Annotated in this window: 21 protein-coding genes and 1 tRNA gene; 12 read left to right on the top strand and 10 right to left on the bottom strand. The window is 53.5% G+C overall.

The window, feature by feature from the left end; translation table 11 throughout:
• Positions 1-24 precede the first annotated feature (24 nt).
• Together glnE and OLG56_RS03175 are read right to left on the bottom strand one after the other, a co-directional pair.
• Positions 25-2,868: a bifunctional [glutamate--ammonia ligase]-adenylyl-L-tyrosine phosphorylase/[glutamate--ammonia-ligase] adenylyltransferase gene (gene glnE / locus OLG56_RS03180; RefSeq protein WP_061377618.1), complete on the bottom strand. Its 2,844-nt coding sequence runs from the start codon at positions 2,866-2,868 to the stop codon at positions 25-27.
• Between the two features lie 117 nt (positions 2,869-2,985).
• Positions 2,986-4,287, bottom strand: coding sequence for a CYTH domain-containing protein (locus OLG56_RS03175; protein ID WP_207011551.1), 1,302 nt, complete (start codon positions 4,285-4,287; stop codon positions 2,986-2,988).
• Between the two features lie 241 nt (positions 4,288-4,528).
• Here OLG56_RS03175 and OLG56_RS03170 point away from each other — a divergent pair, with 241 nt between their 5' ends.
• Both OLG56_RS03170 and OLG56_RS03165 read left to right on the top strand, forming a co-directional pair.
• Positions 4,529-5,143 (top strand): TIGR04211 family SH3 domain-containing protein, encoded by a 615-nt coding sequence (locus OLG56_RS03170; RefSeq protein ID WP_001125344.1) that lies wholly within the window; start codon positions 4,529-4,531, stop codon positions 5,141-5,143.
• A 62-nt stretch (positions 5,144-5,205) separates the two neighbouring features.
• Entirely contained in the window at positions 5,206-6,447 is a 1,242-nt protein-coding gene (locus tag OLG56_RS03165; RefSeq protein WP_061377619.1) for a multifunctional CCA addition/repair protein, read from the top strand.
• Positions 6,448-6,551: 104 nt separating this feature from the next.
• On the opposite strand, the gene bacA is transcribed toward OLG56_RS03165, so the two are convergent.
• Positions 6,552-7,373, bottom strand: coding sequence for an undecaprenyl-diphosphate phosphatase (bacA, locus tag OLG56_RS03160; RefSeq protein ID WP_001281933.1), 822 nt, complete (start codon positions 7,371-7,373; stop codon positions 6,552-6,554).
• 97 nt (positions 7,374-7,470) lie between these two features.
• Positions 7,471-7,830: a bifunctional dihydroneopterin aldolase/7,8-dihydroneopterin epimerase gene (folB, locus tag OLG56_RS03155; protein WP_001528101.1), complete on the bottom strand. Its 360-nt coding sequence runs from the start codon at positions 7,828-7,830 to the stop codon at positions 7,471-7,473.
• Positions 7,831-7,936: 106 nt separating this feature from the next.
• Here folB and plsY point away from each other — a divergent pair, with 106 nt between their 5' ends.
• Positions 7,937-8,554: a glycerol-3-phosphate 1-O-acyltransferase PlsY gene (gene plsY, locus OLG56_RS03150; protein ID WP_001272785.1), complete on the top strand. Its 618-nt coding sequence runs from the start codon at positions 7,937-7,939 to the stop codon at positions 8,552-8,554.
• Between the two features lie 223 nt (positions 8,555-8,777).
• Here plsY and tsaD read toward each other — a convergent pair whose 3' ends face one another.
• Entirely contained in the window at positions 8,778-9,791 is a 1,014-nt protein-coding gene (tsaD, locus tag OLG56_RS03145; RefSeq protein ID WP_001264389.1) for a tRNA (adenosine(37)-N6)-threonylcarbamoyltransferase complex transferase subunit TsaD, read from the bottom strand.
• 227 nt (positions 9,792-10,018) lie between these two features.
• On the opposite strand from tsaD, the gene rpsU reads away from it, so the two are divergent.
• The 3 genes from rpsU (at position 10,019) to rpoD (ending at position 14,212) form a co-directional block, all read left to right on the top strand.
• The gene (gene rpsU, locus OLG56_RS03140) at positions 10,019-10,234 is read left to right on the top strand and encodes a 30S ribosomal protein S21 (protein WP_001144069.1); all 216 of its coding nucleotides are present in this window, start codon (positions 10,019-10,021) and stop codon (positions 10,232-10,234) included.
• A gap of 235 nt (positions 10,235-10,469) precedes the next feature.
• Positions 10,470-12,215: a DNA primase gene (dnaG, locus tag OLG56_RS03135; protein ID WP_000918862.1), complete on the top strand. Its 1,746-nt coding sequence runs from the start codon at positions 10,470-10,472 to the stop codon at positions 12,213-12,215.
• 149 nt (positions 12,216-12,364) lie between these two features.
• Positions 12,365-14,212: an RNA polymerase sigma factor RpoD gene (gene rpoD / locus OLG56_RS03130; RefSeq protein WP_001519776.1), complete on the top strand. Its 1,848-nt coding sequence runs from the start codon at positions 12,365-12,367 to the stop codon at positions 14,210-14,212.
• 123 nt (positions 14,213-14,335) lie between these two features.
• Here rpoD and mug read toward each other — a convergent pair whose 3' ends face one another.
• The gene (mug, locus tag OLG56_RS03125) at positions 14,336-14,842 is read right to left on the bottom strand and encodes a G/U mismatch-specific DNA glycosylase (RefSeq protein WP_000237776.1); all 507 of its coding nucleotides are present in this window, start codon (positions 14,840-14,842) and stop codon (positions 14,336-14,338) included.
• Positions 14,843-14,967: 125 nt separating this feature from the next.
• On the opposite strand from mug, the gene OLG56_RS03120 reads away from it, so the two are divergent.
• A tRNA-Ile gene (locus tag OLG56_RS03120) sits at positions 14,968-15,043 on the top strand.
• 78 nt (positions 15,044-15,121) lie between these two features.
• Here the strand turns inward: OLG56_RS03120 and OLG56_RS03115 are convergent.
• Positions 15,122-15,889 carry a siderophore-interacting protein gene (locus OLG56_RS03115; RefSeq protein WP_000213762.1) on the bottom strand — a complete coding sequence of 256 codons (768 nt, stop codon included), beginning with the start codon at positions 15,887-15,889 and terminating at the stop codon, positions 15,122-15,124.
• Positions 15,890-16,120: 231 nt separating this feature from the next.
• Here OLG56_RS03115 and OLG56_RS03110 point away from each other — a divergent pair, with 231 nt between their 5' ends.
• Positions 16,121-16,768: a PadR family transcriptional regulator gene (locus OLG56_RS03110; protein WP_000983434.1), complete on the top strand. Its 648-nt coding sequence runs from the start codon at positions 16,121-16,123 to the stop codon at positions 16,766-16,768.
• Here OLG56_RS03110 and OLG56_RS03105 read toward each other — a convergent pair.
• Together OLG56_RS03105 and OLG56_RS03100 are read right to left on the bottom strand one after the other, a co-directional pair.
• Positions 16,765-18,333: a methyl-accepting chemotaxis protein gene (locus OLG56_RS03105; protein ID WP_000478462.1), complete on the bottom strand. Its 1,569-nt coding sequence runs from the start codon at positions 18,331-18,333 to the stop codon at positions 16,765-16,767. The genes OLG56_RS03110 and OLG56_RS03105 overlap by 4 nt on opposite strands.
• 386 nt (positions 18,334-18,719) lie before the next feature.
• Positions 18,720-20,240, bottom strand: a complete 1,521-nt coding sequence (locus OLG56_RS03100; RefSeq protein ID WP_000094642.1) for a methyl-accepting chemotaxis protein — start codon at positions 20,238-20,240, stop codon at positions 18,720-18,722.
• Positions 20,241-20,669: 429 nt separating this feature from the next.
• Here OLG56_RS03100 and ygjG point away from each other — a divergent pair, with 429 nt between their 5' ends.
• Positions 20,670-22,049 carry a putrescine aminotransferase gene (gene ygjG, locus OLG56_RS03095; protein ID WP_072275024.1) on the top strand — a complete coding sequence of 460 codons (1,380 nt, stop codon included), beginning with the start codon at positions 20,670-20,672 and terminating at the stop codon, positions 22,047-22,049.
• Between the two features lie 170 nt (positions 22,050-22,219).
• Complete coding sequence (locus OLG56_RS03090) at positions 22,220-24,238, top strand: NADPH-dependent 2,4-dienoyl-CoA reductase (RefSeq protein WP_000121520.1); 2,019 nt, start codon at positions 22,220-22,222, stop codon at positions 24,236-24,238.
• A gap of 80 nt (positions 24,239-24,318) precedes the next feature.
• Here OLG56_RS03090 and rlmG read toward each other — a convergent pair whose 3' ends face one another.
• A complete protein-coding gene (rlmG, locus tag OLG56_RS03085) occupies positions 24,319-25,455 on the bottom strand; it encodes a 23S rRNA (guanine(1835)-N(2))-methyltransferase RlmG (protein WP_000019989.1) in 1,137 nt (378 codons plus the stop codon).
• Between the two features lie 85 nt (positions 25,456-25,540).
• Between rlmG and OLG56_RS03080 the strand changes: the two genes are divergently transcribed.
• Together OLG56_RS03080 and OLG56_RS03075 are read left to right on the top strand one after the other, a co-directional pair.
• On the top strand, positions 25,541-26,038 hold the full coding sequence (locus OLG56_RS03080) for a M48 metallopeptidase family protein (RefSeq protein ID WP_000202969.1): 498 nt from the start codon (positions 25,541-25,543) through the stop codon (positions 26,036-26,038).
• A 151-nt stretch (positions 26,039-26,189) separates the two neighbouring features.
• On the top strand, positions 26,190-26,882 hold the full coding sequence (locus tag OLG56_RS03075) for a SanA/YdcF family protein (protein ID WP_001646364.1): 693 nt from the start codon (positions 26,190-26,192) through the stop codon (positions 26,880-26,882).
• Positions 26,883-26,928: the final 46 nt, after the last annotated feature.

Below are 26,928 nucleotides of genomic sequence, written 5' to 3'. Positions count from 1 at the left end.
ATTTGCGCGCGATAATAGCATAATTCAAACGGCTACCAGCCACTTCCGCCAGCTTGCCTGCACCAGCGCGCGCTCTTTGCTAAAACACGTCTGCGCCACATGACCGGGAAGCTCCTGCAACGCCAGGTGGTGCAGTTCATCACGCAGTGTGGTGTAGGCTACCGTCAGCGCCTGCGCTTCGTGTTCATCCATAATGTCGTTTTGCGCCAGAAGCTCCAGGATGCGCACGTTATCAGACCAGCGCGTTAATTTAGGTTTTTCATGAGCGTAGCGCAGTACCAGATATTGCGCGATAAACTCAATATCCGTAATACCGCCTTCATCAGCTTTAATATCAAAACGATCGCGATGCTTATTGCCGAGATGCGCCCGCATTTTCTCGCGCATTTCACGCACTTCAGTCTGCAATGTCTTGCCGTCGCGCGCCGTCGTCATGATAGTGCGGCGCACCGTATCAAACTGTGAGGTAAGCTGCGGGTCGCCATATACCACGCGAGCGCGTACCAATGCCTGATGTTCCCAGGTCCAGGCTTCATGCTGCTGATAATCGGCAAACGCGTCCGCTGAAGTCACCAGCATTCCCGCCGCGCCAGAGGGGCGTAGACGCGCATCCACCTCATACAAAATGCCGGAGGAGGTGCGCGTACTGAACAGATGCATAATGCGCTGCGCCAGGCGCAGATAAAACTGCCGCCCGTCGATTTCGCGTTCGCCGTTGGTCATGACGTCCATCGGACAGTCATGCAGGAAGATGAGATCCAGATCGGAACTGTAGCCCAGCTCCCATCCGCCCAACTTGCCATAACCGACAACCGCAAACCCCCGCCCCTGGCGCTCGTCCAGATGCGCTGGCTGACCATAACGCGCAACCATTTGCGTCCACGCCTGCTGCACCACAGCATCAATCATCGCCTCTGCCAGCCATGTGAGGTGATCGCTCACTCTCATCACCGGCAGCGTACCGGCAATATCCGCCGCCGCAATCCGCAAAAGCTGTGCCTGTTTAAACTGGCGTAATGCCTCCAGTTGTTGTTCTTCGTCCTCTTCCGGCACGCGCAGTAAATATTGGCGTAATTCGTCGCGGTAAGCGTCGGTAGCCGTCGGCTGATAAAGCGTGCCGGGGTCGAGCAGTTCATCAAGCAACAACGGATAACGCGCCAGTTGGCTCGCTATCATTGGCGAAGCGGCGCAGAGCATAATCAGGTGTTTCAGCGCGCCAGGAAATTCGCTCAGCAGCTCCAGATAGGTGGTGCGAGTGACAATCCCCGCCAGCAACGGCGTTATCCGCGATAGCGTAACAGCGGCGTCTTCGCGGGAACAGACATCAGCAAGCAGGTGCGGCATCAGTTGGTCCAGCACTTGCCGCCCGCGCGGGCCGATAGGGCGTTTATCCAGTTCCTTACGGAAGTCAGCGATGAGGGTCAGAACCTGTCGCCGATCCTCATCGGCTAAATGCGCCAGCACTGGCGTCGAATCATCCTCCTGTAGCGCATCCTGCCATACTTCACGCCACGGCTCTGAACGTTCTTCCTCCTGCGGGGTATCGGCTTCATCATCGCCAATTAATTCGTTGAATACGCGGCGTACATTAGCCATATGATCCGTCAGTTCGCCAACAAGCTGCGGCCAGTTCTCCGCCTTCATTCCCCAGGCCAGCCGCGCCCGGTTCAGATCGTCGGCAGGCAACGTTTGTGTCTGTTCGTCATTGATGCTTTGCAGCAGATTCTCCAGACGACGTAGAAAAAGATAGGCCACGCGCAGTTGCGCCACGTCATTCTCAGGCAGCAAATGCAGCGCAGCGATAGCATCCAACGTCGGCAGTAACGAACGCGACTGTAGCGACGGCTCGCGCCCGCCGCGGATGAGCTGGAATACCTGCACGATAAACTCAATTTCACGAATACCGCCCGCGCCAAGTTTAATGTTGTCCTTCAAACCGCGGCGTCGCACTTCGCGGGCGATCATCCCTTTCATATTGCGTAGCGACTGGATGACGCTAAAATCGATATAGCGGCGGAAAACGAAAGGTCGCAGCATGGCGCGTAATTCACGAGACCAGGCGTCGTCGTTATCGCCCATTAGCCGCGCTTTCACCATGGCGTAGCGTTCCCAGTCGCGTCCTTGCTCCTGATAGTAATCCTCCAGCGCGGCAAAACTCAGTACCAGCGGGCCGCTGTCGCCAAACGGTCGCAGGCGCATGTCCACCCGATAGACAAAACCATCCATTGTGGGCTGATCCAGCGCTTTGATCAGCCGCTGCCCGAGACGCGTAAAAAACTGGGCGTTATCGAGTTCACGACGCCCGCCCCGGGTCTCGCCATGTTCCGGCCAGGCGAAAATCAGATCGATATCAGACGAAAAATTCAGTTCGCCGCCGCCCAGCTTACCCATGCCTAAAATCAACAGCGGCTGCGGAACGCCCTGCGGGTTACAGGGGGTTCCCCATTCGCGGCAACAGGCGGCATACAGCCAGTCGCGCGCCCCCACGATGAGCGTCTCCGCCAGATGGCTCAACTGTTGTAAAATAGTCTCATCGTCCACCAGCGACAGCGTCTGCGCCCAGGCGATGCGTACCATGATGCGACGACGAAAAAGCCTCAGTTCACGCATCAGCGAGGCGTCGTCACAGACACCTGCCAACGCCTCCTGTAACCAGCCAGCGTAATGTCGCCATTCATCAGCCTGCGGCGATGCGGATTCCAGTTCGGCAAGCCACTCCGGATGCGCTATCACGCTATCCAGCGCAAAATCGCTAAATGTAAGTACTGACTTTGCCTGCGCGCTAAGCGATGTCTCAGTAAATCCTTCTGGTAGGCGCTCAACAACGGTCTGCCAGTACTGCGATAAGGGTGAAGAGAGCGGCGTCATTTAGGGGATATCCTTTAAATAATGCCGGATGGCGGCGTTTCGCCTGATCCGGCCTACAAGTCCGCATACCGTAAGCCTGATAAGCGCAGCGTCATCAGGCGCTTTCTACGGTTCTGATTATCGTTTTCCGCTGTGCAACCAGAACGGCTGCTGGTTAATGGCCTCATTACGGAAATGTTCAATTTCAATACGTTGCCCGGTAATAATGGCGTGACGCAATCCCTGCCAGTTCTCCAGCCATGCCTGCGCGACCATCGCATCATAATACCCGGCCAGCAGTAAAACGCTGTCGATATCGCGAGTCAAACGCGGCAACTGGTCGCGATACTTATCACCCAGCGGTTGTCCAAAAACCTTCTTTAATTCAGCAGCATGACGAGAAAGATGAATGTCGGCGAAACGCTTAAAAGAATCGGCCATTTTGGCCTGCGCCTTCGCGTCCAGAAATGGCTGCCAGGCTTTCGTCACCAGCCATTCCGTCAATGCCAGTTTCGCCATCGCCGTTTGCGTACTATAAACGGCTGTGACGGCGGACACCGCGGATGTCATCGTCGCTTCCGCCTGGGTAAGTAGATCACGTAAGTGAGCGCTCGCTTTACGCGGAACAATGCCACCAAAGAGCATTAAGGCATGGCGCACCAACCCCATAGCATCCAGCACGTGTTCTTTCGCCGACTCGTCGCCGCGCAGCCAGAGCTCTTCATGGTACTGCCACTGTGACAACGCCAGATCCAGCGAGGCCTCCAGCCCTTGCTCTACCGTGGCTTTCGCGGCAGTCCGCAGAATTGCCGTTGGTGTATTCTCTCGCGGCGCATTCCCCTGCGCCAGGTGATAACCTCGCGCCGCCTTACTCAGACTGCCCTGACGCAAACCGGTTTGCGACAGCAGTTGCTTCGCCAGTTTTAACACGGCGCGCGTATCGCCGCGAAGCAACTCAAGCTCCAGCTCACAAATCGGTTCGGCAAACTCGCCCGCTTTTACGTCGCCGAGATCGAGCACAATTTCAATCCTGCTGCCGTCAACGTCCAGACACCATTTTTCCCGGTAAAAATCGGTACTGAACAGCGGCTGTACGCTTGATGCCAGGCCGGCGGGCAGGTTGCCATCCGGCCAGACCTCCGCCGGAAGTTGCGTCAGATCCAGCACGGGTTCGCTTAGCGCGACATTGTATTCGGGTCGCTGGTGCAGCCCGCCCGTTACCCGGCCGGCAATTTTCATGGTCATTTCATAGCGCCCATTTTCACCACGAATACGTAGCCCCATATCATGGCGGCGTAGCCAGTTATCAGGCGTTTCGAAGTAGATATTCAGCAACTGGCTGGGCGCATGATGCTCACCGCCGAGCGTATGAAGATGATTTCGCAGCGCATCTACGGCGTCGTGATTGACGATAAACTTTAATTCGATTTCCTGAGCCATGGCCTTGTACTTATGGGTTATGTCACATCTGGGAAGATTCTTGGCGAACTTACCCGCATTATTTTTGTCAGTAGATAGTATTTTGCGCCAAATTGCCATGCAACGAGCAATTTGACGGGCGTAAAAGTTTGACGTAGCGGCAAAGGCGACACAGATGATTCCGATTGATGTCGACTGCTTTGCGTAGCGACACTGATGCCGTTACTATCGTTCCACTTTCTCTGACAATAACGACAGCCTGATGCCAAAATTACGCCTGATTGGACTAACTTTACTTGCGCTTAGCGCCACCGCCGTCTCTCATGCTGAAGAGACGCGTTACGTTTCTGATGAACTGAATACCTGGGTCCGCAGCGGTCCGGGAGATAATTATCGCCTTGTGGGTACCGTCAACGCCGGCGAGGAAGTCACGCTCTTACAGAGCGATGCCAACTATGGTCAAATCAAAGACAGTTCTGGTCGTACTGCCTGGATACCGTTAAAAGAACTGAATACCACGCCAAGCCTGCGTACCCGCGTGCCGGATCTGGAAAATCAGGTCAAAACGTTGACCGATAAACTCAACAATATTGATACCACGTGGAATCAGCGCACCGCCGATATGCAGCAGAAAGTGGCGCAAAGCGACAGCGTCATCAACGGGCTAAAAGAAGAGAACCAGAAGCTGAAAAACGAGCTGATTGTCGCGCAGAAAAAAGTTAGCGCCGCGAATCTGCAGCTGGATGACAAACAGCGCACCATTATTATGCAGTGGTTTATGTATGGCGGCGGCGTATTGGGTATTGGCTTGCTGTTAGGGCTGGTGCTGCCGCATATGATCCCAAGCCGTAAACGCAAAGACCGCTGGATGAACTAAATCGCCTTCTCTGCGGCACTGTCTTATCATTAGAGGATGATCGTTTTTAAAAGGAAAGTGGCGTGAAGATTTATCTGGTCGGTGGTGCGGTTCGGGATGCGTTGTTAGGGCTACCGGTTAAAGATAAAGATTGGGTCGTTGTCGGCGCCACGCCGCAGGAGATGCTTGATGCGGGCTACCAGCAGGTAGGCCGTGATTTTCCTGTGTTTCTCCATCCGCAAACTCACGAAGAATACGCGCTGGCGCGTACTGAGCGTAAATCCGGTTCCGGCTACACGGGCTTCACCTGTTATGCCGCGCCGGACGTTACCCTGGAAGCCGATCTCCAGCGTCGCGATCTGACCATTAATGCTCTGGCGCGCGACGATGACGGCCAGATTATCGACCCTTACCACGGGCGCCGGGATCTGGAGGCGCGTCTACTGCGCCATGTCTCTCCCGCGTTTGGCGAAGATCCCTTGCGCGTATTGCGCGTGGCGCGTTTTGCCGCCCGTTACGCTCATCTGAGTTTCCGTATCGCCGATGAAACACTGGCGCTAATGCGCGACATGACCGCGGCAGGCGAGCTGGAACATCTGACGCCGGAACGGGTATGGAAAGAGACGGAAAATGCGCTTACCACCCGCAATCCGCAGGTTTACTTCCAGGTATTGCGCGACTGCGACGCCCTGCGCGTCCTGTTTCCGGAAATCGACGCCCTGTTTGGCGTACCCGCGCCGGCAAAGTGGCATCCGGAAATTGATACCGGAGTTCATACGCTGATGACGCTGTCGATGGCCGCCATGCTCAGTCCGCAGCTTGATGTCCGTTTCGCCACGCTTTGTCATGATCTGGGCAAAGGCTTAACGCCGAAAAACCTCTGGCCGCGCCATCATGGCCACGGCCCGGCGGGCGTGAAACTGGTCGAACAGTTATGCCAGCGTTTGCGCGTCCCCAATGACCTGCGTGATTTAGCTAAACTGGTCGCCGAGTACCACGATCTGATCCACACCTTTCCGATACTCCAGCCGAAAACGATCGTTAAGCTGTTTGACGCCATTGATGCATGGCGTAAACCGCAGCGCGTCGAGCAGATTGCGCTGACCAGCGAGGCCGATGTCCGTGGACGTACCGGCTTTGAAGCGTCGGATTACCCGCAGGGGCGCTGGCTGCGCGAAGCCTGGCAGGTGGCGCAGGCGGTACCGACGAAAGAGGTGGTGGAGGCCGGATTTAAGGGCATTGAGATTCGCGAGGAGCTGACGAAGCGACGAATTGCAGCGGTCGCCAACTGGAAAGAGAAGCGCTGCCCGAACCCCGCCAGCTAAACAACATCCGGCACGATAAATTGCCTGATGGCGCTGCGCTTATCAGACCGACAAAACAGTTAGGCCGGACAAGGCGGTACTCCGCCATCCGGCACGGTCAATCATCAGAAGAAAACAACGTAAACGGCAGCCGCTACCACAAAGCGGTAAATCGCAAACGGAATAAACGAGATACGCTTAATCAGTTGCAGGAAGGTCTTGATGGCGATCAGCGCCACCACAAACGCCGTCACAAAGCCCACTGCGAACATCGGAATATCCGCTGCGGTCAGGAATGACCAACTTTTGTAGAGATCCAGAACCGTTGCGCCCATCATCATCGGCACAGCCAGTAAGAACGAGAACTCAGAGGCGGCGTAACGGCTGACGCCCATCAGCATCCCACCGGAAATGGTCGCTCCGGAACGCGAGAAGCCCGGCCACAGCGCCAGACACTGGAAACAGCCAATCATAAACGCCTGACGATACGTCATATCATCCAGCCCCGGCGCGCGCGGTTCTTTCGGCTTCAGGCACTCGGCGGCAATCAGCAACAGACCGCCTACCACCAGCGCGTACATCACGTTAATCGGGTTAAATAGCGACTTGATCGTGTCATGAAAGACTAACCCCAGCACCACCGCCGGAATCATGCCCAGCAGGATGTGAATCAACGTTAATCGACCTTTACTTTCACCTTCACGCTGTAGCGGGCGGCCAAAGTGAATACCGATGAGACCAAACAACCGCCGCCAGAACATCACCACGACCGCCAGAATAGATCCAAGTTGAATCACCACTTCGAATGTCTTGGCCGTATCGCCTTCAAACCCCAGCAGATGACCCACAATAATCATATGGCCCGTGCTGGATACCGGCAAAAACTCCGTCAATCCTTCGACCACACCCAAAATTGCCGCTATCAGCAGCGAGTGCATATCGCTCATCAATAAACCCCTAAAATGAAAAACACTGCAAAAATGGATCTCGCGTTAAGACCCCATATATAACCGTTTGGTTTAAAAAATATAAAATTATTTATTTTTATTTCAGATTATTGCCACGCTCAATAATTACCCCTACGTTCGCCGCGCGCGCGACGGCGCCAGGCTTGCTCAGTTTGATGCGAACCCACGGAGAATTAAATCGGCTAAGCAGCAGCTCCGCCACCTCTTCCGCCACGCGCTCGACCAGAGCAAAACGCCCGCCTTCGACATGATTTATCACCGTGTCGGCGATATCCGCGTAACTTAGACAATCTGCGACATCATCGCTTTTCGCCGACTTACGGTTATCCCACGCCATTTCGATATCGAACACCAGTTTTTGCTCGATAGTCTGTTCCCAGTCGTAAACACCGATAGTGGTGATTACCGAAAGTTGCTCTATAAATACAATATCCATCACGACCTGCCTGCTTTTTGGCTAACCCGGATACCACTTCCGGCGAAATGTGCGTATTATCCACAGAAATAGTAAATAAAACGACACTTTCAATACGGAACAGCTTATGAGTGCAATCGCGCCTGGAATGATCCTCTTCGCGTACCTCTGCGGCTCAATTTCCAGTGCCATTCTGGTTTGCCGCATCGCCGGGCTGCCCGATCCGCGTGAAAGCGGTTCCGGCAACCCGGGCGCGACGAACGTATTACGAATCGGTGGCAAGGGAGCGGCTGTCGCGGTACTTATTTTTGACATCCTTAAAGGCATGTTGCCCGTCTGGGGCGCGTATGCGTTAGGCGTTACCCCTTTCTGGCTGGGGCTTATCGCTATCGCCGCCTGTCTGGGGCATATCTGGCCGGTCTTTTTTGGCTTTAAAGGTGGGAAAGGCGTAGCAACCGCATTTGGTGCCATTGCGCCCATCGGCTGGGATTTAACCGGCGTTATGGCTGGCACCTGGCTGCTGACGGTCCTGTTAAGCGGTTATTCATCGTTAGGGGCGATTGTCAGCGCCTTGATTGCGCCGTTTTACGTCTGGTGGTTTAAACCGCAGTTCACCTTCCCGGTATCGATGCTGTCATGTCTCATTTTGCTGCGCCATCATGACAACATCCAGCGTCTGTGGCGTCGCCAGGAGACGAAAATCTGGACGAAGCTGAAAAAGAAACGCCAGAAAGATTCGGAGTAGTTTTTTACGCTATGCCGTGCCTGCGCATCGCCGGATAAATAGCTCGGTGATAGGCGTACATATCGAATCCGCCGCGCGTCACTCTTCCACCATTGGCGTGGTTAGGCGCGATTTTCGGCCTGATCTTCCTGGTGCTGCTGATCGTCACCGGGCTGTTGTGGATGCCCGTCGTTTTACTGTAAACCCGTTGGGGCGGCATGATGTCGCCCCCTTTTTTCCGCTTTTACGCCGCCGGCAGCTCGGCCAGCGGCCAGCGCGGACGTACCGTTACGCCAAGATCCGCCGTAACGCCCGCCTTAAACCGCACCATTCCGGCATAGGCGATCATCGCCCCGTTGTCAGTACAAAACTCCGGACGCGCATAGAACACTTCGCCGCGGCGTTTTTGCATCATTTCGGCAAGCTTCGCACGCAGCGTGCGGTTAGCGCTGACGCCGCCCGCCATGACCAGACGCTTAAAACCGGTGCTTTCCAGCGCGCGCTTGCACTTGATCATCAGCGTATCCACGACCGCATCTTCAAAAGCGCGCGCGATATCAGCGCGAGTTTGTTCGTCGTCGCCATTACTACGAATGGTGTTAGCGGCAAAGGTTTTCAGACCGGAAAAACTAAAATCCAGCCCCGGGCGATCGGTCATCGGGCGCGGAAAGACAAAACGTCCCGCCGTCCCCTGCGACGCCATTTTCGACAGCATCGGGCCGCCAGGATAATCCAGCCCCAACAATTTGGCGGTTTTATCAAACGCTTCACCGGCGGCATCGTCAATCGACTCTCCCAGCAGTTCGTACTGACCGATTCCGGTCACGCTAATGAGCTGCGTATGTCCGCCGGAGACCAGTAGCGCCACAAACGGGAAATCCGGAGGGTTATCTTCCAGCATCGGCGCCAGCAGATGACCTTCCATATGGTGTACAGGAATGGCCGGCACATTCCAGGCAAATGCCAGCGAACGCCCGACGGTTGCGCCGACCAGCAGCGCGCCGACCAGGCCCGGGCCTGCGGTATAGGCCACCGCGTCGATATCGCTCGCCGTCAGACCGGCTTCTTTTAATGCCGCCTGAATCAGCGGCACGGTTTTACGCACATGATCGCGGGAAGCCAGTTCAGGCACTACGCCGCCGTAGTCAGCATGTAATTTCACCTGACTATACAATTGGTTGGCTAACAGACCTTTTTTGTCGTCGTAAATAGCGATGCCGGTTTCATCGCAGGATGTTTCAATACCCAGTACACGCATGACTTGTTTTACCTCGCTCTAATACCGCGCAGTGTAGGTCGAATGCGGGTGGATGTATACCCTCAGTCCCGACTTCGTGTATACTCCCTCACCTTATAAAAGTCCCTTTCAAAAAAGGCCGCGGTGCTTTACAAAGCAGCAGCAATTGCAGTAAAATTCCGCACCATTTTGAAATAAGCTGGCGTTGATGCCAGCGGCAAACCGAATTAATCAAAGGTGAGAGGCACATGCCGGTAATTAAAGTACGTGAAAACGAGCCGTTCGACGTAGCTCTGCGTCGCTTCAAGCGTTCCTGCGAAAAAGCAGGTGTTCTGGCGGAAGTTCGTCGTCGTGAGTTCTATGAAAAACCGACGACCGAACGTAAGCGCGCTAAAGCTTCTGCAGTGAAACGTCACGCGAAGAAACTGGCTCGCGAAAACGCACGCCGTACTCGTCTGTACTAATCTTTTGAGAGCGGGCTGCTCTCAATTCAGATCGAGTTGTAGTTGTAAGGCCGTGCTTCCGAAAGGAATGCGCGGCTTGTTTTCGTTTATGCATTAGCATATACACAAAATCATTCATGCTGCGTCCAGGCGGCAAGAGAGCAAGTCCCCGGCGCTTACGCAAGTCAGCGACAGGGGTGAGCGAACGTAGCCAACACTACGGCAGCCTGAAGAATGACGTGTATAAAAGGGGCATATGGCTGGACGAATCCCACGCGTATTCATTAATGACCTGCTGGCGAGAACCGATATCGTCGATCTGATCGACGTGCGCGTAAAACTCAAGAAACAGGGCAAGAACTATCACGCGTGTTGTCCATTCCATAATGAGAAAACCCCTTCTTTCACCGTAAACGGTGAAAAACAGTTTTATCACTGCTTTGGATGCGGCGCGCATGGCAATGCGATCGACTTTTTGATGAATTACGACAAGCTCGAATTTGTCGAAACCGTCGAAGAATTAGCGGCCATGCATAACCTGGAAATTCCCTATGAAGCAGGCACCGGGCTTAGCCAGATAGAGCGCCATCAACGGCAAAACCTCTATCAGTTGATGAATGGTCTGAATGACTTTTATCAACAGTCGCTTACCCATCCTGCGGCAAAACCTGCGCGTGACTATCTGCAAAAGCGCGGTCTGAGCGCTGAAATTATTCAGCGTTTCGCCATTGGCTTCGCGCCGCCTGGTTGGGATAACGCGTTAAAGCGCTTCGGTAATAACAGCGATAACAAGGCATTGTTGCTGGATGCCGGAATGCTGGTCAATAACGAGCAGGGCAGCACTTACGATCGTTTCCGTAATCGGGTCATGTTCCCTATTCGGGACAAACGCGGCAGGGTGATTGGTTTTGGCGGTCGAGTTCTGGGGAACGACACGCCGAAATACCTTAACTCTCCGGAAACGGACATTTTCCATAAAGGCCGCCAGCTATATGGTCTTTATGAGGCTCAGCAATATAGTGCTGAACCGCAACGCTTGCTTGTGGTCGAAGGTTATATGGATGTCGTCGCACTAGCGCAATACGACATTAACTATGCGGTTGCTTCGCTGGGTACCTCAACCACGGCAGACCATATGCATATGTTATTCCGGGCGACGAACAACGTAATTTGCTGTTACGACGGCGACCGGGCTGGCCGTGATGCCGCCTGGAGAGCGCTGGAAACAGCAATGCCTTATATGACCGATGGTCGGCAGGTACGCTTTATGTTTTTACCTGACGGCGAAGACCCGGATACGCTGGTGCGTAAAGAAGGCAAGGCGGCTTTCGAAGCGCGGATGGAGCAGGCGCAGCCGCTCTCTACGTTTCTGTTTAATAGCCTCCTGCCGCAGGTGGATTTAAGCTCGCCGGATGGCAGCACGCAGTTAGCCGCACTGGCGCTGCCGCTCATTAATCAGGTGCCTGGCGACGCGCACCGTATTCAGCTGCGCCAGACGTTGGGGCTGAAGTTAGGCATTTTCGATGATAGTCAGCTTGATCGTTTAGTGCCAAAACAGGCGGAAAGCGGCGTTTCCCGCCCGGCTCCGCAGCTAAAACGCACGACCATGCGTATACTGATAGGATTACTGGTGCAAAATCCGGATCTCGCGCCGTTAGTGCCGCCCTTAGACGCGCTGGATGAGAATAAGCTGCCTGGGCTTGGCTTATTTAAAGAATTGGTCAAAACTTGTTTGGCTCAGCCAGGTCTTACTACCGGACAACTTCTGGAACTCTACCGTGGCACAAATGATGCTGCGACCCTTGAAAAATTATCGATGTGGGACGATATAGCAGATAAGGCGATTGCCGAAAAGACCTTTACCGACTCACTCAACCATATGTTTGATTCGCTGCTGCAACTGCGACAAGAAGAGCTGATCGCTCGCGATCGCACTCACGGTTTAAGCAGCGAAGAACGCCGAGAGCTCTGGACGTTAAACCAGGAGCTGGCCAGAAAATGAATTTAACGGCTTAAATGCCGCATATCGATCGGGAAGCCCCCGACAGCCGCAGTGAGAGGCAGCGGCCAAAATATAAGTATGCCCTCGCTTTAAATGTCGACAGCTATACCGTCGACACCAATCAAACGAATAAGTGTGGATACCGTCTTATGGAGCAAAACCCGCAGTCACAGCTGAAACTTCTTGTCACCCGTGGTAAGGAGCAAGGCTATCTGACCTATGCTGAGGTCAATGACCATCTGCCGGAAGATATCGTCGATTCAGATCAAATTGAAGATATCATCCAAATGATCAACGACATGGGTATTCAGGTAATGGAAGAAGCGCCTGATGCCGATGATCTGCTGCTGGCTGAAAATACCACCAGCACCGATGAAGATGCGGAAGAAGCTGCTGCACAAGTTCTGTCCAGTGTTGAGTCTGAAATCGGTCGTACGACTGACCCGGTACGCATGTATATGCGTGAAATGGGCACTGTTGAACTGTTGACCCGGGAAGGCGAAATCGACATCGCTAAACGTATCGAAGACGGGATCAACCAGGTTCAATGCTCCGTTGCCGAATACCCGGAAGCCATTACCTATCTGCTGGAACAGTACGATCGCGTTGAGGCTGAAGAGGCTCGTTTGTCCGATCTTATCACCGGCTTTGTCGATCCGAACGCGGAAGAAGAGATGGCGCCGACCGCAACTCACGTCGGTTCTGAACTCTCCCAGGAAGACCTGGATGATGACGAAGACGAAGATGAAGAAGACGGCGACGATGACGCCGCCGATGACGACAACAGCATTGACCCTGAACTGGCACGCGAAAAATTCGCTGAGCTGCGCGCGCAATACGTCGTTACGCGCGACACCATCAAAGCGAAAGGCCGCAGCCATGCTGCCGCGCAGGAAGAGATTCTGAAGCTATCTGAAGTGTTCAAACAGTTCCGTCTGGTACCGAAGCAATTCGACTATCTGGTCAACAGTATGCGCGTGATGATGGATCGCGTGCGTACTCAGGAACGTTTGATCATGAAGCTCTGCGTCGAGCAGTGCAAAATGCCGAAGAAAAACTTTATCACGCTGTTTACCGGTAACGAAACCAGCGAAACCTGGTTCAATGCCGCTATCGCGATGAACAAACCGTGGTCGGAAAAACTGCACGATGTCGCGGAAGAAGTGCAACGCTGTCTGCAAAAACTGCGGCAGATTGAAGAAGAGACCGGTCTGACCATCGAACAGGTGAAAGACATCAACCGTCGCATGTCCATCGGGGAAGCGAAAGCCCGCCGTGCGAAGAAAGAGATGGTTGAAGCGAACTTACGTCTGGTTATTTCTATCGCTAAGAAATACACCAACCGTGGCTTGCAGTTCCTTGACCTGATTCAGGAAGGCAACATCGGTCTGATGAAAGCGGTAGATAAGTTTGAATACCGCCGCGGCTACAAGTTCTCCACCTACGCTACCTGGTGGATCCGTCAGGCGATCACCCGCTCTATCGCGGATCAGGCGCGCACCATCCGTATTCCGGTGCATATGATTGAGACCATCAACAAGCTCAACCGTATTTCTCGCCAGATGCTGCAAGAGATGGGCCGCGAGCCGACGCCGGAAGAGCTGGCTGAACGGATGCTGATGCCGGAAGATAAGATCCGCAAAGTGCTGAAAATCGCCAAAGAGCCTATCTCCATGGAAACGCCGATCGGCGACGATGAAGATTCGCATCTGGGTGATTTCATCGAGGATACCACCCTCGAGCTGCCGCTGGACTCTGCCACTACCGAGAGCCTGCGCGCCGCCACTCACGACGTTTTGGCTGGCCTGACCGCTCGTGAAGCGAAAGTGCTGCGTATGCGTTTCGGTATCGATATGAACACCGACCACACGCTGGAAGAAGTGGGTAAACAGTTCGATGTTACCCGCGAACGTATCCGTCAGATCGAAGCGAAGGCGCTGCGTAAACTGCGCCACCCGAGCCGTTCTGAAGTGCTGCGCAGCTTCCTCGACGATTAATTCGCCGTACAGGTATAAACGCCGCCGCAAGGCGGCGTTTTTTTATCAGGCCATGCGCAAGCGCCCTATTTGGCCTGCAGAATTTCTACACAGCGCGAGTATTCGCGCCCTCATTCCCCATTGCTATAGCCCACGCATAATGAGCGCTTGATCCAGTTCGCGATAGGCCTCGACCAGTTTTTCCGTTTTAATTCGGTTTAAGCCGCTGGGATTCGGCAACACCCACACCATCGTCGCGCCAATGGCGATCTTTTGTTTACCCCAGGCGATACCACGCTGGCTGAATCCCTGTTCAAAAGCCTGTTTACCAAGCACCGCCAGCGCTGCGGGCTGGTAGTCCTCTATTTTTTCAATCAGGTTGCGTCCGCCGCTACGTAATTCATGCAACTTCACCTCGGTCGCTTGTACCGTCGGTCGATCGACGAGTTTCGTTACCCCGCAGCGAAAATCCAGTAATTTTTCCGCCTCTTCCGGTTTCAACTGTCGATCGGTGAAACCGGCCAAATGAATAACTTTCCAAAAACGATTCGCGGGATGCGCAAACGGAAAGCCGGTATTCGCCGAGGAGAGTCCCGGATTGATGCCGCAAAAAACCACCCGTAGCCCTGGCGCCAGTATGTCCTTAACCATTATTACTCCTGAGCAATACAACGTACTTTAAGTATAACGGGTTGAAAACACATTGTTTATAAAAACAGCACCCGCACGGTTACGGCTGGATTACAGCGTAAAGTTACATTATAATCCACCGCCACGGCCCCTTAGCTCAGTGGTTAGAGCAGGCGACTCATAATCGCTTGGTCGCTGGTTCAAGTCCAGCAGGGGCCACCAAATTTTAGCTTTAAAATCATATAATTAAGCCACTCTAAAGAGTGGCTTTTTTGTTTCTGACAGGGTCGCCCCATACCGCTATTTACGATGCCAATAGGCTGCCGCACGTACCAGGTGTGGATCAAACCCCTTTTCAAAGCACTGACTTAAACGTTTTACCGTTTTGCCTTCGCCAGTAATCCAGATGAAATAGTCTGATTCTGGTATTGTCAGCTGCGACAGGCGCGTTTGCATTACCTGTTCATCGCCGCCAACAACATATTCCACAGTAATATCCGTCAAATGGGCGAGATAATCGCGATATGCGGCATCCTGAATGCTCACCAGCGCGGTTACCGCTGGGCGCGCAGGCAGACGACTAAGCGATTCCAGACGACGACGCAGCGCAGGCATACCGGACTCATCGCAGACATAAACCTGACAGGCATAATCCTCCGGCACCACCAGCGAACCGCGCGGCCCGCCGATCGTCAGTGTATCGCCTTCACGGGCTTCCATTGCCCAACGGCTGGCTACGCCGCCATCGTGGATAAAGAAATCCAGCGCCAGCTCGCGACGCGCCTCATCATACAGCGGCGTGTAATCCCTGGAGACCGGACGAACGCCCTCCCCCCAGATAATACCTTCCTCAGTGACTGTCGGAGGCGTAAAGCGACAGCCTGGCTCAGGGAAAAAAACTTTCGTGTGATCGTCAAAGCCCAGGGAGGTGAAACCGTCCAGCGCCTCGCCGCCAAGTACGATCCGCTGAAATCCTGCGCTAATACGTTCTACCCGCAGAACGGTCAGCTCGCGAAAACGCAGTTCATTACGAACACGTTGTGGGTAGCGTACGGATGATGTCGTCATTTTTTGCCTTCGTGAAGTAATACGATATATCTAAATTAAAGTTTTAAATGATAATGATTGTTAATCAGTAAAAATGCAACTGTTTTTTGATAGTGTTCTGGCAACGAGTCGCTAACTATAACCTTAGAATAAAACGTTATAAATTAATAGATTATAGAAACAATCGCTTTTACCCTTGCTAAAACCCATCATTTAGATATAAATTAGATATATCTAAATAAGCAGGAGGCAATGATGCAAAATCAACATGAAGGGTGTTGCAAAAACCGGGATCATAAGCACGATGGTTGCTGCAAAGATCGCGAACATCAGCATGAAGGCTGCCATAGCGCGCATCAGCATGAGAACGCCAGTTGCGGCGGCGAACACCGTCACGGACACGGCTGTGGTCGTCATGGACAGGGCGGTGGTCGACGCCAGCGATTTTTTGGCCACGGGGAACTTCGGCTGGTCATTCTTGATATCCTGACCCGGGACGCCAGCCACGGCTATGAACTGATTAAAGCGATAGAAAACCTGACGGGGGGCGGCTATACGCCAAGCGCTGGCGTGATCTACCCTACGCTGGATTTTTTACAGGATCAGCAATTTATCACGATTAGCGACGAAGAAGGCGGGCGGAAAAAAATCGCGATTACCGCGAACGGCGCGCAATGGCTTGATGAAAATCGCGAACATCTGACGCATATTCAGGCGCGGCTAAAAGCCCGTTGTGTGGGCATGGAGTTACGTAAAAATCCGCAGATGAAGCGGGCGCTGGATAACTTCAAGGCCGTGCTGGATCTGCGGATAAACCACAGCGATATCAACGACGCGCAAATCAAACGCATTATCGGCGTGATTGATCGCGCGGCGCTGGAAATCGCCGAACTGGATTAAGCGGGCTGCGTGTCCTCTTCGCGGACGCGGAACACGTTAACCAGCTCTTTTAAATGTAACGCCTGTTCGTTCAGCGACGCTGCGGCGGCAACAGACTCTTCCACAAGGCAGGAGTTTTGTTGCGTGGCGGCGTCAATCAGGCCAATCGCGCTGTTAATCTGCGAAATACCGTCAGTTTGCTCGCGGCTGGCCTGCCCAATCTCACGTAATATCACATCCATCTCTTCGACGTTATCCACCATGCCATTAATCAGGGCGCTGGCTTTCTCCACCAGGTGCATCCCTTCCTGAGTCTGACTGGTTGAATCTTCAATCAAATTACGGATTTCACTGGCTGACGAGGCGCTCTTTTGCGCCAACTGGCGAACCTCTCCGGCGACAACGGCAAAACCACGTCCATGTTCGCCCGCGCGCGCCGCTTCAACCGCCGCGTTCAGCGCCAGAATATTGGTCTGAAAGGCAATGGAATCAATGATATTGATGATATCCGACATACGATTTGCCGTATCGTTAATGACGCGCATTTTCTGCGTCACTTGATTCATCATCTCCCCATTGTTTTTCACCACGCTGGCGGCGCCGGCAGAGAGTTTGGTCGCTTCACTGGTATGATCGGCTGTGTTTTTAACCGTGGCGGTAATCTGTTCCATCGACGCCGCCGTTTCTTCAACCGAGCTGGCCTGCTCTTCCGTACGCGCCGCCAAATCCTGGTTACCGGCGACAATTTGCGCCGCCGCCGTGGAGATACTCTCCGAACCGTTTTGCACTTCCTGTACGATATCCAGCAGACGCGTTTTCATCGCCATTAATGCTTGCAGTAGTACGCCTGTTTCATCTTTATAGTCGGTGGTGATATGACGAGTCAGATCGCCATCGGCAATCGCCTCGGCAAAGCGTACTGCGTCATCAAGCGGCCGGGTAATAGAACGCACAATATACCATCCCATTACGCCTCCGGCGGCGATGCTTATCAGCGCCAAAGTGATTAACAGCGTCCGATTATTTTTAAAATCCTCTTTGACCTGCACGCTCGCTTCATGCATCTGCGCGTCCTGAACAGCGATAAGTTCCTGGACTTTGTCCTTATAGACTTTTTGCACCTGCACCGTTCTGGTCATCATCTCCTGAATGGCCGCCTGACGATTATTGCTTTGAATATCTTTCAAAATACGGAATCTGGACTCCAGGTATTGCTGGCGCGCTTCACGGATCTCATTAATGATTTTCTGTGAATCCGCATCGTGACTATTTTCCCTGGAAAGCTCATCCAGTAACGCCGAAATGCGCTGGCTTATCTCACTGAGTTCTTTCTGCGAGCTCTGGCTCCAGCGCCCCTCTTCATCCAGTAACATGAGCTGCTGCGCGATGATGAAATCATTAAAATTATCGATTAACAGATTGGCTTTTACCGTGGTGGGATAATCATTGGTAATAATGTCCTGCATACCCGTATTAGCCCGATCAAGGCTAAACAAAGACAGAGCGGAACTCACCACCATGAGAACAATGAATAAGCCAAAGGCCATAAATAATTTTGAACGTATTTTAATGTTATGCAAAAACATATTTTCTCCCTGGGATTGCATATCCTCATACAGGAAGATTTATCGGCAATAATGTTACTAACTTTATGATATTGATCGCTTTTTATTTCGGAACATTATTAGTAAGTAATTTTTATTGTTCACAGAAAGATGAACCAATAGTGACATAAATTGGCACCAATAATGAAAGAAATACGCTAAAAGGTTAACCATTTCTTATTTATTAACTGAGCTTATACCTATTAATAGGTAGGAAGAAAGAAGGAATAAATATCACATTATTTTTAACATCACAGGCCACTGATACTCTCTGTGATGGCAGGCACCGCCTTCTATCAGAGCGCATCCGCCCGGTAAGCTTGTTGCTACCGGGCGGATGTCATTACCGTTGCTACCTACAAATAAACTTAATGCAGTACCGTGACCGCATCCTCCAGCCGGCTGGCACGGTGTTTTACCATTGCGGAGACTTGTGCGCTCTCTTCCACCAGCGCCGCATTTTTCTGGGTTATGCGGTTCAACTCGTCCACGGCGCGAGTCAGGCTGGAAAGCCCATCTGTCTGTTCCTGCGTCGACTGACTGATACGTGCGATAAGCAGGGTGACATTTTGCACCTGGGCTACAATGTCATCCATGGTACGGCCTGCGGCGTGAACCTGCTCGGAGCCTGACTGCACCTTTGTTGCGCTGGCGTCAATTAATTTACGAATATCGTTCGCCGCGTTAGCGCTGCGGCTGGCAAGATGGCGTACCTCGCCAGCAACCACGGCAAACCCTTTCCCCTGCTCGCCCGCTCTCGCCGCTTCTACCGCCGCATTCAGCGCCAGGATATTCGTCTGAAAAGCGATATCGTTAATTAGCGTGGTGATCGTCCCGATACGTTGCGTACTGTGAGCGATATCATCCATCGTTTTAATCACCGTATCCATCGCCTCACCTCCCTGAGTCGCCGCGCTACTGGCCGCCATGGAAAGCTTATCCGCAGCGGAAGCCGTCTCGGAATTGAGCTTCACGGACTCCGCCATCTGGTTCATGGTCGTTACCGTTTCCTGAACATTCTCCACGGTCTGACGGGTGTGTTCGTTCAGATCATTGTTACCCTTCGCCAGCCTTTCACTGCCGTTTCTGACGCTGGAAACCTGACTTGATACGTCATTGATCAGCCAGCGGCACATCAAGCCAAGCTGCCCCACGGCCCTCAGCATCAGCCCCAACTCATCGCTGCGATTAAGATGTTGTACGCTGTTGCGTTCGCCGGTCGCCACTTTCAGCGCCTGCGTCGCCACATTTTCAATGGGACGCACAATTTGCCATTCAAATAGCGCCGTACCTGCCAGCATCGCCAACGCGCCCAACAGCAACGCCTGCCATGAGGCATCCGTACCGAACAGCGCCAACGCCAGCATTACGGCCATTAGCCCCATAATGCTACGCACTCGCCAGCGAACAGGCATAGCGGGCAGTTTGCCCAGCAAGCCCTGACGAACCACCAGGCCTTTATGAATACGTTTACTACACCGCCCTTCATTTAGCGCCTGATATAAAGGCTCGACGGCGGCAATCTCATCATCCGTGGCGCGGGTACGGATCGACATATATCCCGTCACACGCCCTTCACGTATCATCGGTACCGCGTTGGCCCGCACCCAGTAATGGTCGCCGTTTTTACGCCGGTTTTTCACAATGCCGCTCCACGGTTCGCCCTGTTTTAGGGTGTACCACATATCTGCGAAGGCAGCTTTCGGCATATCCGGATGACGCACCAGATTATGTGGCTGCGCCAGTAACTCGTTTAACTGATAGCCGCTCACCTGGACAAAAGTGTCATTGGCGTGAGTGATATAGCTTTCCAGGTCGGTCGTAGACATCAGAGTGGTATCATCATCCAGCGGGGTATTTAGCTGGCTGACGTAGGGATGAGAAGACATGATAGCGTCCTGTGCAGGTTATCTGGATGTTAATTTTTCGCTCAGATGTTATTTCGGCGCTAATCTATTTATCTTTAGTTGTTAAAATTGCTCTGGATCGCAATTTGCGATTAATCCTTAATATTTGTACGATTTTCACCTCATCCTGCGCCTTATTTTCATTATGAAATTGTTTAGCATGGACAACCTTTTTCTTTAAAATCTGCCCTGGCTCACCTTTTTCTCACGCCGCCGTTAACGCAACACACCGTAAACCATAAAACAAGATCTGCTCAAAATGCATCCAATTGTTAACACATAACATTAAATGTTGTGTAAATGTGATTATTCCTGGTGTTTATCCCGATTTTCACTATGGGCTTAGACCCCCGCTAATCCCTGCAATACTTAATTCAGTATCATGTGATACACGGCCCTCTGGAGCTCATTTTGAACAGGTTACCTTCCAGCGCATCGGCTTTGGCCTGTAGCGCGCACGCACTGAATCTCATCGAGAAGCGAACGCTAAACCATGAGGAAATGAAAGCACTAAACCGAGAGGTCATTGACTACTTTAAAGAGCATGTAAATCCAGGATTTCTGGAATACCGGAAATCTGTTACCGCCGGCGGGGATTACGGAGCCGTAGAGTGGCAAGCGGGCAGTTTGAATACGCTTGTCGACACCCAGGGGCAGGAGTTTATCGACTGTCTTGGGGGGTTTGGCATCTTTAACGTGGGGCACCGTAATCCTGTTGTGGTATCCGCCGTCCAGAATCAACTCGCAAAACAACCTCTCCACAGCCAGGAGTTACTTGACCCCTTGCGGGCGATGCTGGCAAAAACGCTGGCGGCGCTGACACCGGGGAAACTCAAGTACAGCTTTTTCTGTAACAGCGGCACCGAATCCGTCGAAGCGGCGCTAAAACTGGCAAAAGCGTATCAGTCGCCGCGCGGCAAGTTTACCTTTATCGCCACCAGCGGCGCATTTCACGGCAAATCATTGGGCGCGCTCTCCGCCACGGCCAAATCCACCTTCCGCAGACCCTTTATGCCTTTACTGCCGGGCTTCCGCCATGTGCCGTTTGGCAATATCGACGCGATGAGCATGGCATTTAGCGAAGGCAAAAAAACGGGCGACGAGATAGCAGCCGTGATTCTGGAGCCTATTCAGGGTGAAGGCGGCGTGATCCTGCCGCCGCAGGGATACCTGACAGAGGTACGTAAGCTCTGTGATGAATTCGGCGCGCTGATGATTCTGGATGAAGTACAAACCGGCATGGGGCGTACCGGCAAGATGTTTGCCTGCGAGCACGAAAATGTGCAGCCTGATATTCTGTGTCTGGCGAAAGCCCTGGGCGGCGGCGTGATGCCGATTGGCGCCACCATCGCGACTGAAGAGGTGTTTTCGGTTCTGTTCGACAACCCCTTCCTGCATACCACCACTTTTGGCGGTAATCCGCTGGCTTGTGCTGCCGCGCTGGCGACCATTAACGTCCTGCTGGAGCAAAACCTCCCGGCCCAGGCGGAACAAAAAGGCGATACGCTACTGGATGGTTTTCGACAACTTGCGCGTGAATATCCCAATCTGGTACACGATGCGCGCGGCAAAGGTATGTTGATGGCCATTGAATTTGTCGATAACGAAACGGGCTACCGTTTTGCCAGTGAGATGTTCCGTCAACGCGTGCTGGTCGCTGGTACGCTGAATAATGCGAAAACAATTCGTATCGAGCCACCGCTCACGCTAACCATTGAACTGTGCGAACAGGTATTGAAATCAGCGCGTAATGCGCTGACGGCGATGCAGGTGAGCGTTGAAGAGGTTTAAAAACGATGCCGGATGGCGCTATGCTTATCCGGCCTGTTTTCCCCGGGTCGCGGCCTCTTTTTTGAATCCCATCACAATCACCACATTCCCCTTTTCCCTTTTACCTCGCGACGGCTACAGTAGTAACTCATCCGACCACATAACAATAATTTTACATACTGGATACGCTTATGAGCTACCCGTCGCTGTTCGCCCCGCTCGATCTGGGCTTTACTACTCTCAGAAACCGCGTGCTGATGGGATCGATGCACACGGGTCTGGAAGAACATCCTGATGGCGCTGAGCGCCTGGCGGCATTTTATGCCGAGCGCGCGCGACACGGCGTAGCGTTAATCGTCACCGGCGGTATTGCGCCCGTTCCCTCCGGGGTCGTGATGACCGGCGGTGCGATGCTGAACGATGCCAGCCAATTAACGCCTCACCGCGTGGTGACCGATGCCGTACATGCGCAAGGCGGTAAAATCGCGCTGCAAATTCTGCACACTGGACGTTACAGCTATCAACCGCACCTGGTCGCGCCGTCGGCAATTCAGGCGCCAATCAACCGCTTTATGCCGCATGAACTGACGCATGATGAAATCTTGCAGTTAATCGACGACTTCGCGCATTGCGCGCAACTGGCGCGGGAAGCAGGCTACGACGGCGTAGAGGTGATGGGATCAGAGGGCTATCTGATTAATGAATTTCTCACGCGGCGAACTAACCATCGCGATGACGAATGGGGCGGCGACTATGCCAGCCGTATGCGCTTCGCGGTTGAGGTAGTACGCGCGGTACGCCAGCGGGTAGGGAACGACTTTATTATTATCTATCGCCTGTCGATGCTCGATCTGGTGGAAAATGGTGGCACGTTCGACGAAACGGTACAACTGGCGCAAGCCATTGAAGCCGCAGGCGCAAGCCTAATTAATACCGGCATTGGCTGGCATGAGGCGCGAATCCCGACCATCGCCACGCCAGTACCGCGTGGCGCCTTTAGCTGGGTGACGCGGAAACTCAAAGGTCATGTGTCGGTTCCGCTGATCGCGACCAATCGCATTAACGATCCGCAGGTCGCCGAGACGATCCTGACGCGCGGCGATGCCGATATGGTGTCGATGGCGCGCCCCTTCCTTGCCGATGCCGAATTCCTGACTAAAGCGCAATCCGGACGCGCAGATGAGATCAACACCTGTATCGGCTGTAATCAGGCCTGTCTGGATCGGATCTTCATCGGCAAAGTGACCTCCTGTCTGGTGAACCCACGCGCCTGTCACGAAACCCACATGCCGATAACGCCGGCCATACGCAAAAAGAATCTGGCCGTTGTCGGCGCAGGCCCGGCGGGGCTGGCTTTCGCGATTAACGCCGCGTCGCGCGGCCATCATGTCACGCTGTTTGACGCCCAGAGTGAAATTGGCGGTCAGTTCACTATCGCCAGGCAGATCCCGGGTAAAGAGGAGTTTTACGAAACGCTGCGCTACTACCGTCGAATGATCGATATTACTGGCGTTACGCTGAAACTGAACCAACAGGTGAACGCAGAGGATCTTCAGCCGTTTGACGAAGCGATCCTCGCCTGTGGAATAGTACCGCGCCGCCCGCCGATAGACGGTATCGATCATCCAAAGGCATTGACCTACCTGGAGGTATTGCGCGATAAAGCGCCGGTTGGTAAACGAGTGGCGATCATCGGCTGCGGCGGGATCGGTTTTGACACGGCCATGTATCTGAGCCAGCACGGCGAATCCACCAGCCAAAATATTGCTGAATTTTGTACGGAATGGGGAATTGATACCAGCCTGCAGCAGGCAGGCGGTCTGCGCCCGGAAGGCCCGCGCCTGGCACGTAGTCCACGGCAAATCGTCATGCTGCAACGCAAAGCCAGCAAGCCGGGCGAAGGGTTAGGTAAAACCACCGGCTGGATCCATCGCGCGACGTTACTGGCGCGCGGCGTGAAGATGATCCCGGCGGTCAGTTACCAGAAGATCGACGACGACGGATTACATCTCTTGATTGGCGGCGAGCCGCAGTTGCTGGAAGTGGATCATGTGGTGATCTGCGCCGGACAAGAACCCCGCCGCGAGCTGGCGGACCCGTTACGCGCCGCAGGTAAAACGGTACATCTTATCGGCGGATGCGATGTCGCGATGGAGCTGGATGCCCGACGGGCGATTGCCCAGGGCACTCGACTGGCGCTGGAGATTTAACGACTTTGCCTGATGGCGCTGCGCTTATCGGGCTTACACCGTCATACCGGTTTTATAGGCCGGTATGACGCTTGAGCGCCTTATCGACGGCGCCCCTGCTTCACCGCTTTCAAAATAACAAATTTATTGTTGGTTGCTATCGTCGCGCAATTACCGAAAATCTTCTTCAGCTTGTGGAAATAGTCCAGATGGCGGTTCGCCACAATATACAGTTCGCCGTTGATTTTCAGGCAACGGCGGGCGTGATGGAACATCTCCCAGGCGATATTATCCGTCAGCGCATGTTTCTGGTGGAACGGCGGGTTGCAGAACACAGCGTTAAAACGGAACGGCTCCACGCCGGAGAGCGCATTGTTGATCATAAATTCGCAGCGTTCGAACGCTTCCGGCAGGTTCGTTTCTACATTCAAACGGCTGGAATCTACCGCCATCGGCGATTCATCGACAAATACCACGTTCGCCTGCGGATTTTTCGCCAGTAAGCTCAGGCCAATCACCCCATTGCCGCAGCCGAGATCGACAATCTCCCCGTCGAGGTTTTCCGGCAAATGCTGCATAAAGAAGCGCGCGCCGATATCCAATCCGGTACGAGAAAACACATTCGCGTGGTTGTGAATCGTCCAGCCTGTATCTTCCAGTTTCCAGCTTAGCGTTTGCGGCGCGTCGGCCAGTTGCGGATGACTGAAGGTACAGTTAATCAGGCGCGCTTTCTTCCACGCCAGCGTCGTCGTGGTTGGGCCCAGCACTTTTTCAAACAGTTCCAGCGTAGAGGTATGAATATCACGCGCTTTCGCGCCGGCGATAATACGCGTTTGCGCCGTAACGACCTTACGCAAAGCGCGTAACTGCTGTTCCAGCAACGCCAGTGTTTTCGGTACCTTAATCAATACCACGCCCGGCGCCTGCGGGTAGTCAGCGGTACTGTCGAGAAACGTTACGCTGGACTCCGCGATGCCGTTATGGCGTAAATTCTCTCGCGTACCCAGTTCGCTTAAATACGAATCGCCAATACTGTATGGCGAATGCTCCGCCAGCGCACAGCTTAGCGCGCCAAACGTATCATTCAGGATCAGCACCGGGCCGCGAATTTCCGTCTCATCCAACTGTTGCAGCAGATACTCATCGGCCGCCTCCCACGCCAGAAGCGGGTTAACATCATCCGTTTGCGGAAAACGTTTCAGCGTCAGTGAACGGAAACCGTCGTCTACGTGGCTCATTAGGCCTCCTGAATGGTAAAATTGCGGCGTTATCCCTGAAAAGGGTGCGTGAGTATACACTTTTTATCAGCAACATGGAGCTTTGATGACCTCACTAACTTACCTTCAGGGGTATCCGGAACATCTCCTTGCCCAGGTGCGTACCTTAATCGCCGAGCAGCGCCTGGGAGCGGTGCTGGAAAAACGTTATCCCGGCGCGCATGATTACGCCACTGACAAAGCGCTATATCACTATACTCAGGAACTGAAAAGTCAGTTTCTGCGCAATGCGCCGCCCATCAATAAAGTGATGTATGACAGCAAGATCCATGTGCTGAAAAATGCGCTGGGACTGCATACCGCTGTCTCGCGCGTTCAGGGCGGCAAGCTCAAGGCAAAGGCGGAGATCCGCGTCGCCACCGTGTTTCGCAACGCCCCGGAGCCATTCTTACGAATGATTGTGGTTCACGAACTGGCGCACCTGAAAGAGAAAGATCATAACAAAGCGTTTTATCAGCTCTGCTGCCATATGGAGCCGCAGTACCATCAACTGGAGTTTGATACGCGCCTGTGGCTGACGCATCAGGCGCTGTCGGCACAATAAATTCTGAAAATGCCCCTTCCCCCGTATCTTTTTAACGGCGTGGGCATAAAATCGGCGCGTTCACATTTCGCTCATTGCCTGCCGCCACGTCAAGGATGACGATCTGTAGAGGGTATTTTTTATCCACCGCCAACGGAACCGCGCAACAACCATGCTCTCACAATGTGCCCGTTTTATCCGCCGCCTCTGTTTTACACGCCGGGCGTTAACAGTGGCGTGTTTTCTGCTTGTCGCAGCAGGCGTCGCGCTTTTCTATTCCAACTGGCTTATCGTCAACGCCTCGCAGCATCTGACATGGAATGACATTCAGACCGTTCCCGCCCGCAACGTCGGGCTGGTGTTAGGCGCTAAACCCGGCAATCGGTATTTTACCCGGCGGATTAATACTGCCGCCGCGTTGTATCACGCCGGTAAAGTGAAGTGGCTGTTAGTCAGCGGCGATAACGGCAAAAAAGAGTACGATGAACCTTCGGCGATGCAGCAGGCGCTGATAGCGAAAGGTGTGCCGGAAGCGGCCATTTTTTGTGATTATGCCGGATTCTCCACGCTGGACTCCGTGGTTCGCGCCCGGAAAGTGTTTGGCGAAAACCGCATTACGATTATCTCGCAAGCATTCCATAATCAACGGGCGATCTGGCTGGCGCAACAATATGGCATTGACGCTATCGGCGTTAACGCGCCGGATCTGAATAAAAGGCACGGAACCTACACACGACTTCGGGAAAAGCTGGCGCGGGTTAGCGCGGTGCTGGATGCCAAAATTTTGCACCGTCAGCCTAAATATCTGGGCGCTGGCGTCACTATTGGGGCTGATAGCGCACACGGGTGCCCTTCTCGCCAGTAAAATGCCAGAGTGCGTCGCAGCGCACTGGCAAGGGCGGAAAGGCGTG

The organism is Salmonella sp. 2018103 (genome assembly GCF_026247685.1).
Classification (GTDB): domain Bacteria; phylum Pseudomonadota; class Gammaproteobacteria; order Enterobacterales; family Enterobacteriaceae; genus Salmonella; species Salmonella enterica.
This window is presented reverse-complemented; position numbering and strand designations above follow the sequence as displayed.

What these genes read in the sequence shown, in the direction of transcription:
- OLG56_RS03105 (WP_000478462.1), bottom strand. Translation starts at nt 18,333, where the DNA reads ATGTTTTTGCATAACATTAAAATACGTTCAAAATTATTTATGGCCTTT.
- OLG56_RS03115 (WP_000213762.1), bottom strand. Translation starts at nt 15,889, where the DNA reads ATGACGACATCATCCGTACGCTACCCACAACGTGTTCGTAATGAACTG.
- OLG56_RS03175 (WP_207011551.1), bottom strand. Translation starts at nt 4,287, where the DNA reads ATGGCTCAGGAAATCGAATTAAAGTTTATCGTCAATCACGACGCCGTA.
- OLG56_RS03080 (WP_000202969.1), top strand. Translation starts at nt 25,541, where the DNA reads ATGACCTCACTAACTTACCTTCAGGGGTATCCGGAACATCTCCTTGCC.
- OLG56_RS03075 (WP_001646364.1), top strand. Translation starts at nt 26,190, where the DNA reads ATGCTCTCACAATGTGCCCGTTTTATCCGCCGCCTCTGTTTTACACGC.
- tsaD (WP_001264389.1), bottom strand. Translation starts at nt 9,791, where the DNA reads ATGCGTGTACTGGGTATTGAAACATCCTGCGATGAAACCGGCATCGCT.
- rlmG (WP_000019989.1), bottom strand. Translation starts at nt 25,455, where the DNA reads ATGAGCCACGTAGACGACGGTTTCCGTTCACTGACGCTGAAACGTTTT.
- mug (WP_000237776.1), bottom strand. Translation starts at nt 14,842, where the DNA reads ATGGTTAAGGACATACTGGCGCCAGGGCTACGGGTGGTTTTTTGCGGC.
- OLG56_RS03110 (WP_000983434.1), top strand. Translation starts at nt 16,121, where the DNA reads ATGATGCAAAATCAACATGAAGGGTGTTGCAAAAACCGGGATCATAAG.
- OLG56_RS03170 (WP_001125344.1), top strand. Translation starts at nt 4,529, where the DNA reads ATGCCAAAATTACGCCTGATTGGACTAACTTTACTTGCGCTTAGCGCC.
- glnE (WP_061377618.1), bottom strand. Translation starts at nt 2,868, where the DNA reads ATGACGCCGCTCTCTTCACCCTTATCGCAGTACTGGCAGACCGTTGTT.
- rpsU (WP_001144069.1), top strand. Translation starts at nt 10,019, where the DNA reads ATGCCGGTAATTAAAGTACGTGAAAACGAGCCGTTCGACGTAGCTCTG.
- plsY (WP_001272785.1), top strand. Translation starts at nt 7,937, where the DNA reads ATGAGTGCAATCGCGCCTGGAATGATCCTCTTCGCGTACCTCTGCGGC.
- dnaG (WP_000918862.1), top strand. Translation starts at nt 10,470, where the DNA reads ATGGCTGGACGAATCCCACGCGTATTCATTAATGACCTGCTGGCGAGA.
- OLG56_RS03090 (WP_000121520.1), top strand. Translation starts at nt 22,220, where the DNA reads ATGAGCTACCCGTCGCTGTTCGCCCCGCTCGATCTGGGCTTTACTACT.
- rpoD (WP_001519776.1), top strand. Translation starts at nt 12,365, where the DNA reads ATGGAGCAAAACCCGCAGTCACAGCTGAAACTTCTTGTCACCCGTGGT.
- bacA (WP_001281933.1), bottom strand. Translation starts at nt 7,373, where the DNA reads ATGAGCGATATGCACTCGCTGCTGATAGCGGCAATTTTGGGTGTGGTC.
- folB (WP_001528101.1), bottom strand. Translation starts at nt 7,830, where the DNA reads ATGGATATTGTATTTATAGAGCAACTTTCGGTAATCACCACTATCGGT.
- OLG56_RS03100 (WP_000094642.1), bottom strand. Translation starts at nt 20,240, where the DNA reads ATGTCTTCTCATCCCTACGTCAGCCAGCTAAATACCCCGCTGGATGAT.